We start from the raw sequence: 11,027 nt of genomic DNA, 5'->3' as shown, positions 1-11,027 counted from the left end.
GCGTTTCTGCAAAAACATTAAATGAGCAGAAATTTATTAATTATAATGCGAGAGCAGTTCAGTTAGACCAGCAGCAAGCGGCTCGTAAACGTGATCCAAATTTACCGCCCCCACCGCCAAATCCAAATGGCGTAACGAATTACTTGAATAAAGTATTAAATCAAACCAAAGTAAATCAAGCGGTTGAACGTTGGTATGAATATAATGCAGATTTAACTCGTGCAAGCCAAAAATATGGTGTACAAAAAGAGTATATTCTGGCACTTTGGGGAATGGAGAGCAGCTTCGGGCGTAATCAAGGCGATTTTGATGTACTTTCGGTATTAGCTACTCTTGCTTTTGATGGTCGCCGTGAAAAGCTCTTCACACAAGAGTTCGTAAATGCAATGAAAATGCTTAATGATGGTACGATTAAACGCTATGAATTGCTTGGTTCTTGGGCTGGTGCAATGGGACAAACCCAATTTATGCCAACTTCCTATTTAACCTATGCGGCTGATGGCAACAATGACGGCAAAAAAGATATTTGGGAGAATGAAGCCGATGCTTTTGCTTCTATTGCAAATTATCTTTCCACCGTTGGTTGGGATAAGCAATTACCTTGGGGAGTGGAAGTGAATTTATCCGCTCCAATGGATTTAAGTTTTTCAGGCATTGAAGCCAATAAGGTAAGAACCTTAGCTGAATGGCAGTCATTAGGTGTGTATCTTGCGTACCCTAATGATCAAGAAGTGGCAAAAATGGCTCGCTTAAATGGTAAAAAAGTCTGGTTAATCCGCCCGGATAAAGAGGCAGGCAGAGCATTTTTGGTGTCTAGTAATTTCCGTACCTTAATGGATTGGAACAAATCGAATAATTTTGGTATTAGTATCGGTAAATTTGCAGATAGAATTTTAGTATCAGTTGGTCAATAGTACATTTAGAGGGCATAGCACATTTTTTACTATGCCTTTTTACTTATGATTATGCTTTTTTTCTTCTCGCCTTCTCTTAAAAAAATCGCTTATCTTTTGGCTACATTCCTTCCCTAGCACGTTGCCTTGTATTTCTAAAAAATGGTTCATTTTATAATCTTCAAATAGATGATAACGTGAGCCTACTGCACCTGTTTTATAATCACTTGCACCAAACACCAACCGACCAATTCTGCTATGTAAAATCGCCCCTGCACACATTGGACAGGGTTCAAGTGTTACATAGAGCGTACAATCCAATAGTCGATAATTACCAATCATTTGCCCTGCTTGGCGGATAGCTTGCATTTCAGCGTGAGCAGAGGGATCAGATAATTGAATCGTTTGATTCCAACCTTTTCCAATGATATTTTGATTTTTATCGACTAACACCGCCCCTACTGGTATTTCGCCTTTTGCTTCAGCTAAATCAGCTAAATCTAAAGCGTATTGCATAAAGGCAATATCTTGTTCGGAAATTTCTGTTGAACAAGAAATTTGATTAGGTTTTATAAACATAGTTGCAAAAAAATATAGAAAAAAGACCGCTTGTAAAATAGTGTAATATGAAAAATGCCCTATTGACTAGGGCATTTTGTTAATTAATCACGGCGACCACGCTTTTCGCTAAAGCGTTTTTCTTTAAAGCCACCTTTACGGTCTTTACTAAAACCGCCATCACGGCGACCGCCTCTATCATTGCGATCACGACGCTCACCTTTGCCACGACCACCATCAAACGGGCTAGCATTGCTTGCACTGTTTGCCGGTCCTAATAAGCTCATTTGCATTGGTTTACTTAACACACGAGCTTTACTAGCAAAGTGTTGCACTAAATTTTTTGGCATACCTTGTGGTAATTCAATAGTCGAGTAGGTATCGTGTAACTTGATATGCCCGATATAACGGCTGCTGATATCGCCTTCATTTGCAATCGCACATACGATATGGCGTACTTCCACTCCATCTTCACGACCAAGTTCGATACGATATAAATCCATTGCCATACCGCTACCTTGACGTTCCTCACGACCAGTTCTACGGTCGTTTCTGTCATTACGATCACGTCCACGATCTGAGCGAGCGGCACGAACGACAGGGTCCGGTGGAAGAATGAGTTTTTGTTTTTCTTGCAATAACATCATCATTGCTGCTGCTAATTCTTCGTGATCTTGGTCTGCTGTGAATAAATCTTCCAGTAACTCACGATATTTTTCTAAATCGTGATGTTCTAATTGTTTAGAAATACGGGCTTTGAATTTCTCACGGCGTTTTTCCATTAATACTTCGTGGTTTGGAATTGCCACTTCATTAATTGGTTTTTTGATTAGGTTTTCAATGTTGCGTAATAAACGACGTTCACGAGGCTCAACAAATAATAATGCACGACCTGAACGACCGGCACGACCGGTACGACCGATACGGTGAACGTAAGACTCTTCTTCAAGTGGAATATCGTAGTTGATAACTAAACTAATGCGTTCAATATCAATACCACGGGCAGCAACATCAGTTGCAACTAAAATGTCTAAACGACCTGAACGAAGTTTTTCTAAAGTTTGCTCACGGGCTTGTTGAGTCATATCGCCGTTTAAGGCAGCGGTACGGTAGCCGTTGCGTTCACATAATTCGGTAATGTCGATAGTGCCTGTTTTGGTACGGGTAAAGATAATTGCCGCATCAAACTCTTCCACTTCTAAGAAACGTAATAACGCATCATTTTTGCGGAAACCGTTTACTAACCAGTAACTTTGCTCGATATCCGGAGCAGAGCGTTCAGTCGCTTTAATTTTAACCTCTTGCGGATCTTTCATAAAGCGGCGGGTAATACGACGAATCGGCTCTGGCATTGTTGCTGAGAATAGGGCAGTTTGGTGATCTTCCGGTAATTCAGCCATTATGGTTTCAACATCGTCAATAAAGCCCATACGGAGCATTTCATCCGCTTCGTCTAATACGATAAATTTCAATTCAGATAAATCTAACGTGCCACGACGAATATGATCAAGAATACGCCCTGGCGTTCCTACAACAACTTGTGAGCCTTGTTTTAATGCGCGAAGTTGAATGTCGTAACGTTGTCCACCATAAATAGTAACTACACGAGTACCTTTGAGATTTTTCGCAAATTGTTCACAGGCGTCAGCCACTTGGATTGCCAATTCACGAGTAGGTGCCATCACTAACATTTGTGGATGGCGTTGTGTTGGATCGATTTGAGCTAATAGAGGTAAAGAGAACGCTGCTGTTTTTCCACTTCCGGTTTGTGCCATTCCAAGCACATCTCGACCGGCTAATAAATGAGGGATACATTCTTGTTGGATTGGTGAAGGGTTTACAAAGCCCATATCGTTCACAGCATCAAGAATAGATTGAGGTAAGCCTAAGTCGGCAAAGGTTAAAGATTCAGTTGTCATAAAAAACCATTTAGTTGGGAATGGCAGAGAACAGAAAATAAAGGCTATTTCCTGTTGCCGCATTCAATAAAAAAATTATATTGTTGAGATTAGGAAGAAACGAAATAACAAAGCGTAATGCTCTAAAAATCCCCTGAGTATAAGCGGTTATTTTTGTAAGTTTTTTTGCAAAATTAACCGCTTGTCTGTCCTATTTCCCTATTCAACAATGGGAGATGTTTGAGTCATACCACGAATTTGTGATAGTTCAAACAGGGCAAAACGATACTCAACGAAGTTAAACACTTGATTTGCTAAAGCAAGGCGGAAAAGGCTGATTGCCTCATCTTTATGATCTAATTTGAGTTGTTGTTTTGCTAAATAGAAATACGTTTCTGTTAGTATTTCCGCATATTGCGAGCTATTTTCTTTAGCTTCACTATCCATTATAGCACGAAGTTGAGCTAAATTTAGCTTGCCTAAAAAATAATTTACAATATTTGTTCCCCAATAATCGGGAGAAAGGGCATTAGCTCTTTTTTGTAAATTATTTTTAGCCTCTGTTGGCGTAAGTTCCAGCTCATTAAAATAGAGCCATAACACGCGATAAGGGTCTTTTTTATCTTCTTCGTAAAAACGTAATAAATCACGCTGAGCTTCAGAATAACGACCACTATAATAGAATGCCAAACCACGATTTAGATAAGTATAACTATATTCGTTATCTAACTCTAATACGGCATTAAAGGCATCAATTGAGCTGTCGTAATCGCCTTCAAGTAGAAGGTATAATCCCATATAGTTATAAGCTGCTGCCATTCGTTGATTAATCGAAATCGCTTGAGCAAAATCATAACGGGCTAGAGACCACAATCCCAAGCTATCGTAAATAACCCCTCTTTCAAAATAGAGGTCTGCTTGTTCAGAGGGCGTTAATGGTGCTTCTTCCAATACTTGGCTGAGCCTTACCATCATTGCTTCTTGTTCAAAACGAAGTTGGGGATTAAGCTCTGCTAATGCTAAGTTCTTTATTGAGACTAAATCAGAATAACGACCAGTGCAACCTGTTAGCACGAGAACAGAAACTAAATTAAGTAAAAAGAAACGGATTCGAAACAACTTAAACAGTTGTACCATCACTGCCTATCCTTATTAAGGAACACTAAAAAACTGAATAACGGATAGTATTGTATCCGTTATTCGCCTTTATAATCCAGAACTAGATATTTTCTTGTTCTGTTGCTACAACCTCTTCAGATACAGTTTCTTCTGCATTCACTTCTGAATTTGTGTTGTTAAGATCTTTCATTGTTAAGCGGATGCGTCCTTGACGGTCGATCTCTACCACCTTCACCTGTACTTCTTGACCAACTTGCAGGTAATCCGCTACACGCTCTACACGCTCGTTAGTAATTTGTGAAATGTGAACTAAACCCTCTTTACCGCCTAAGATTGACACAAATGCACCGAAATCAACAACACGGGTTACTTTACCGTTGTAGATTTGGTTTACTTCCACTTCTGCTACAATTTCTTCGATACGAGCCATTACTGCTTTCGCTGCGTTGCCGTCAGTTGCGGCAATTTTCACTGTACCGTCATCATCAATATCAATTGAAGTATTGGTTTCTTCGGTTAATGCACGGATAGTTGCACCACCTTTACCAATCACATCTTTGATTTTCTTCGGATCGATCTTCATCGTGTGAATACGTGGAGCGTAGTCAGAAATATCTGAGCGTGGAGCAGGAATTGCTTGTTCCATTACGCTTAAAATGTGCATACGAGCACCTTTTGCTTGGTTTAAGGCAATTTGCATAATTTCAGGCGTGATACCTTCAATTTTAATATCCATTTGTAGTGCCGTAACACCATTGCGAGTACCGGCTACTTTGAAGTCCATATCGCCTAAGTGGTCTTCATCACCTAAGATATCTGAAAGAACCACGAATTTATCATCTTCTTTCACTAAGCCCATTGCGATACCTGCAACAGCTGCTTTAATTGGCACGCCAGCATCCATTAACGCAAGAGATGCACCACAAACAGATGCCATTGAAGATGAACCGTTTGATTCAGTGATTTCAGAAACTACACGTACTACATACGGGAACTCTTCAGCGGTTGGCATTACCGCTAACACACCACGTTTTGCTAAACGACCGTGCCCGATTTCACGGCGTTTTGGTGAACCGATACGACCTGTTTCACCCACAGAGAATGGAGGGAAGTTGTAGTGGAATAAGAAACGGTCTGATTTTTCACCCGTTAATTCATCGATGATTTGAGCATCGCGTTCTGTACCAAGCGTTGCAACCGCTAATGCTTGCGTTTCGCCACGAGTGAAGATTGCAGAACCGTGAGTACGAGGTAATACGCCTGTACAAATATCTAACGCACGTACAGTATCTACCGTACGACCATCAATACGTGGTTCGCCTGCAATAATACGGCTACGCACTACAGAACTTTCTAATGAAGTAATAATATCAACGATAGCACCTTCGCTCACTGTTTCATCCTCAGCCGTTAATTGAGCTATTACTTCCGCTTTAATTGCATCAATTTGCTCGTAACGAGCTTGTTTTTCAGTAATACGATAAGCATCGCCAATACGGCTTTCTGCTAAGGCTTTCACTTTATTGATTAAATCAGTATTTGGTTGTGGAGCAACCCAATCCCAACGTGGTTTACCGGCTTCTTTTACGAATTCTTTGATGTTCTCAATCACCACTTGTTGTTGCTGATGGCCGAATACTACTGCTGAAAGCATTTGCTCCTCAGTTAAAATATCTGCTTCAGATTCCACCATTAATACGGCTTTATCTGTACCTGCCACCACTAAATCTAAACGGCTAACTTTTTGTTCTGAAGTAGTTGGGTTTAATACGAATTGATCATTGATGAAACCGACACGAGCTGCACCGATTGGGCCGTTAAATGGCACTCCTGATAATGATAATGCTGCTGATGCACCAATCATTGCCACTAAGTCCGGGCTGATTTGTGGGTTTACCGAAACCACAGTTGCAATTACTTGGATTTCATTGAAGAAACCTTCAGGGAACAAAGGGCGAACAGGGCGGTCGATTAAACGAGCAACTAAAGTTTCGCCTTCAGATGGACGACCTTCACGTTTGAAGAAACCACCCGGGATGCGACCTGCCGCGTAAGTACGCTCTTGGTAATCTACTGTTAATGGGAAGAAATCTTGACCTTCTTTCACATCTTTTTTTGCTACAACGGTAACAAATACGGTTGTATCGTCCATACTTGCCATTACTGCCGCCGTTGCTTGGCGTGCGATAGCACCTGTTTCTAATGTTACGGTATGCTGACCGTATTTAAATTGTTTAACAATTGGAGTCATTCTGTTTTCCTTTTTAAGAATTTACTATTATTTTCGTTTTATTTTTCTAAATTGCGACTAGCAAAAAAACTCTCAAACACTAAAAGAATTTTTGATAGCCGCCTCTCAATATAAAAAATAAAACTTGTCTATTGTACAGAAGTTTTCATAAAAAATCGCCTGTTTTTTGCTTATGCAAGCGGTTATTTTTTGATGATTTTTTGCAAAATGATAAACAAAAATGACCGCTTGCGTTTCAAGCTAGACTAAAATCGTTAAATCGTAGAAAATAACGCTCATTTTTCCAATAAGAATAAATCAGAAATGACGACTGAAATCAATTACGAAGGCATTGAGCAGATGCCGATTAAGCGTTTTACCGAAGACGCTTACCTCAATTATTCAATGTATGTAATTATGGACAGGGCATTGCCGTTTATCGGTGATGGCTTAAAACCTGTGCAACGCCGTATCATCTATGCAATGTCGGAATTAGGCTTAAACGCCTCGGCAAAATATAAAAAATCCGCTAGAACGGTGGGGGATGTGTTAGGTAAATTCCATCCACACGGCGACAGTGCTTGTTATGAAGCAATGGTGTTAATGGCTCAGCCGTTCTCTTACCGCTATCCATTGGTTGATGGGCAAGGGAACTGGGGGGCACCGGACGACCCGAAATCCTTCGCCGCAATGCGTTATACCGAATCCAAACTGTCTAAAATTGCAGAAGTCTTGCTAGGGGAGTTAGGACAAGGCACAGTAGATTATCAGCCAAATTTTGATGGCTCGATTGAAGAACCCAAATATCTGCCTGCCCGTTTGCCGCATATTTTGCTGAACGGCACAATGGGGATTGCGGTTGGCATGGCAACGGATATTCCGCCACATAATATCAATGAACTTGCTGATGCAAGCGTAATGCTATTGGATAATCCGAAAGCCACATTAGATGACATTCTGACTGTGGTACAAGGGCCGGATTACCCAACTGAGGCAGAAATTATCACGCCAAAAGCAGAAATTGCGAAAATGTATGAGCAAGGTCGTGGCTCAACTAAAATGCGTGCGGTGTGGAAAAAAGAAGAGGGCGAAATTGTGATTTCCGCTTTACCACACCAAGCCTCGCCATCAAAGATTATTGAGCAAATTGCCACTCAAATGCGGAATAAAAAATTACCGATGGTGGATGATATTCGTGATGAATCTGACCACGAAAACCCAATCCGTTTGGTAATTGTGCCACGCTCAAATCGCATTGATTTTGATGCTTTAATGGATCATCTTTTTGCCACGACCGATCTGGAAAAAAGTTATCGAGTCAATATGAATATGATTGGCTTAGACGGCAAGCCGGCAGTAAAAAATTTACTGACGATTTTAACGGAATGGCTCACATTCCGCCGCACAACAGTCACTCGCCGCTTAAATTATCGTTTGGATAAAATTTTAAGCCGTTTGCATATTTTAGACGGCTTGATGATCGCCTTTTTGAATATTGATGAAGTGATTGAGATTATCCGCAACGAAGATGAACCAAAAGCGGAATTAATGGCACGTTTCAATTTAACCGATATTCAAGCGGAAGCGATTTTAAACCTCCGCTTACGTCACTTGGCAAAATTGGAAGAACACCAATTACAAGCGGAAAAATCAGAGCTTGAAAAAGAGCGTGATGAACTGCAGCTGATTTTAGGCTCGGAACGCCGCTTGAACAGCTTAATCAAAAAAGAGATTCAGGCAGATGCGAAAACCTTCGCCAGCCCTCGTCGTTCGCCATTAGTGGAGCGTGCGGAATCGAAAGCGATTGCCGAAAGCGATTTAACCCCAACTGAAGATGTCACGGTGATCCTCTCGGAAAAAGGCTGGGTACGTTGTGCCAAAGGTCACGATATTGAGGTGGAAGGCTTAAGCTACCGCGCTGGAGATGGGTATCTCGCCCACGCACGAGGCAGAAGTAATCAACCGGTGGTCTTTTTAGACAGTACAGGGCGAGCTTATGCGTTAGATCCGTCTTCATTACCCTCGGCACGTTCACAAGGCGAACCACTGACAGGCAAAATCACCTTACCTGAAGGGGCAACCATTCAGCAAGTGCTAATGGCAAATTCAGATACCAAAGTGATAATGGCATCGGATTCGGGCTACGGCTTTATTTGTACCTTTGAAGATTTGGTGTCTCGCAACAAAGCGGGGAAAGCGGTCATTTCTTTAACAGAAAATGCAAAAGTGCTGCCACCGCAATTATTGGAAAATGATGAAAATTTATCGCTTGTGGCGATGAGTAATGTCGGCAGAATGTTGGTGTTCCCGGTTAGCGAATTACCTGAATTATCGAAAGGTAAAGGCAATAAAATCATCAATATTTCCGCAGCAGCGGCAAAATCAGGTGATGAATATTTGGCTCGCTTATTGGTTATCAAGCCGACACAATCTCTCGTGTTTGTTTCCGGTAAACGCAAAATTACGCTCAAACCAAGCGATATCGACAACTACCGCGGCGAACGTGCAAGAAAAGGATCGCAATTAGTGAGGGGATTAAGTACTAATTCTACGGTGGAGATTGTAGAGTAGCTTCTACGAAGCTAAAAAATCCTCTAATCGTTTATATTTAAAACACAAGCGGTCGGTTTTGCAAAAAATTCTGCAAAACCGACCGCTTGAACGTTTTAATTAGGCAATTTTCTCTACTTTCGCAGGAATTCCATTCCGCACTGCCGAGCCACATACCCAATCGAGCATTGGGGATTTCACCGTTCTGGTATGATCCACAATCGCTAAATCATTCAGGTTAATCCCTTTTTGAATCATCGGGTGAGCCGGTACTTCCACACCGTTAATCGAGTAGGCAGTTGCCCCGTGTTGCTTATGCCCATAACCGTGTTCAATCGCAATCGTACCTCGTGCTAAACCGTCCAGCACCATAATTTGTACGTTCAGGCTGGCAGCCGGAGTGCTTAACTTAACTGAATCGCCATGCTTAATCCCCCGTTCTTTGGCATCTTCGCTGTGCATTGCCACAATACCTTCAGGCTTGATCGAGAGCAGTCGCAACTGCGGAATCACGCTACTCATAATGTTCGATTTAAACGAAATCAGCTTGAAGCCCCATTCCGCTTGTGGATAGTGCTGTTCGAGGGTGGAGCCGTCCGCAAAACGAGGTGGCATATAGCTCGGGCAGCCGAGATAACGCTCGCCGTTGCTGTGGTGGCGGGCTTTTGAGACGGTTTCGTTCCAAATCTGCAAGCAGTTTTTCCATTGGAATGCCATATTCTCCTCTTTCCAAGCAGACTCGTGCGGAGCAAAACGACCGCCTTTGCAATAGACATTCGCCACTTTCAGTACTTCTTCGGCTTTCAGCGTCTGTTGCAAGGTCGGCATCAAGCGTTGCACGCCGGTTAAAAGCAGATCTTGCTCGGTGGCATCGGGGGCCGGTTTTTCGCCGACAAACGCCACGTTCGCCGCTGCACGCAGGAAGTAATCTTCCGAACGGTTGAGCGGATAGGTGTTGCCGTCAAGGTCGGCAATAGCATTCTCGCCGAAGCCCGGCAAGCCCATTTTCTTCGCCACGGCAATCACAAAGGCTTCCATACAAACGGTGTCGCCCTCGGCGGTTTTGGCATTTTTAGACGGCACAATCGGGTGGCGAGCGGTGCTGGCTCGGGTCGGCACACCGCCCCAAGGCGTTGAAAAGCCCCAACTCTCGAAGTTGTGCGTATCCGGCACGATGTAGTCCGCAAGGGCAGTAGTTTCGTTCATAAAGGCATCAATCGCCACAAAGAGCGGTAGGATTTTCGGATCTTTTAACTGCTCCACCGCCAAGGCATTCATCGCCCCCAAGCCATAAACCGGGTTGGTCATATGGCTGATCCACGCCTTCGCCGAATACGGATAGCCCTGCACCATTGAAGTGAACATCTCGGTGGTTTGCCCGCCGGTGAACGGATACCACGCCCCTTTTGCTGGATACGGATTTTCGCCCTTCGCCACTTTTTGCTTGTATTCGCTCGAATTTTCGTAGGCTTTTTTACTGCGGGCAAGGTTCGTGCCTTTCGGTTTCACTTGGTTCGGGAAGTTCGCCAAATCGTAACGTGGACCATCGCCGAAATCTTTGAATTTACCCGCCCCGACCGACATTCCGCCTTTTTTGTTCATATTGCCGACCATCGCATTCAGCAACAAAATCGCCCAACTGGTGTAGAAACCGGTGCTGTGCATGGTGCCGCCGTGGGTAATGGCGTTGGCTTTGTGACCGTGCGAGGTGAATTTTTTCGCCAAGTTTTCAATCACTTGCACCGGCACGCCACAAATTTCGCTGTATTCCGACAGTGT

7 protein-coding genes are annotated in these 11,027 nt (G+C 42.9%); 2 read left to right on the top strand and 5 right to left on the bottom strand.

Annotated features, from left to right (window positions below; translation table 11 throughout):
- A partial coding sequence (locus tag ACJHV0_RS09470; RefSeq protein WP_483134030.1) for a lytic murein transglycosylase occupies positions 1–914 on the top strand: 914 nt, incomplete at its 5' end.
- Between the two features lie 39 nt (positions 915–953).
- Here ACJHV0_RS09470 and tadA read toward each other — a convergent pair.
- The 4 genes from tadA to pnp form a co-directional block, all read right to left on the bottom strand.
- Positions 954–1,472: a tRNA adenosine(34) deaminase TadA gene (tadA, locus tag ACJHV0_RS09465; RefSeq protein WP_051411627.1), complete on the bottom strand. Its 519-nt coding sequence runs from the start codon at positions 1,470–1,472 to the stop codon at positions 954–956.
- Between the two features lie 83 nt (positions 1,473–1,555).
- The gene (locus tag ACJHV0_RS09460) at positions 1,556–3,370 is read right to left on the bottom strand and encodes a DEAD/DEAH box helicase (protein ID WP_483134029.1); all 1,815 of its coding nucleotides are present in this window, start codon (positions 3,368–3,370) and stop codon (positions 1,556–1,558) included.
- A gap of 198 nt (positions 3,371–3,568) precedes the next feature.
- Positions 3,569–4,486: a lipoprotein NlpI gene (nlpI, locus tag ACJHV0_RS09455; RefSeq protein ID WP_025236132.1), complete on the bottom strand. Its 918-nt coding sequence runs from the start codon at positions 4,484–4,486 to the stop codon at positions 3,569–3,571.
- An 82-nt stretch (positions 4,487–4,568) separates the two neighbouring features.
- Positions 4,569–6,719, bottom strand: coding sequence for a polyribonucleotide nucleotidyltransferase (pnp, locus tag ACJHV0_RS09450; protein WP_483134028.1), 2,151 nt, complete (start codon positions 6,717–6,719; stop codon positions 4,569–4,571).
- Between the two features lie 303 nt (positions 6,720–7,022).
- Here pnp and parC point away from each other — a divergent pair, with 303 nt between their 5' ends.
- Positions 7,023–9,269, top strand: a complete 2,247-nt coding sequence (gene parC, locus ACJHV0_RS09445) for a DNA topoisomerase IV subunit A (protein WP_483134027.1) — start codon at positions 7,023–7,025, stop codon at positions 9,267–9,269.
- A 99-nt stretch (positions 9,270–9,368) separates the two neighbouring features.
- Here parC and ACJHV0_RS09440 read toward each other — a convergent pair.
- Positions 9,369–11,027: molybdopterin dinucleotide binding domain-containing protein (locus tag ACJHV0_RS09440; RefSeq protein WP_483134026.1), on the bottom strand; the 1,659-nt coding region annotated here is incomplete at its 5' end.

The sequence above is a fragment of the Mannheimia sp. genome (assembly GCF_056854775.1).
This window is presented reverse-complemented; position numbering and strand designations above follow the sequence as displayed.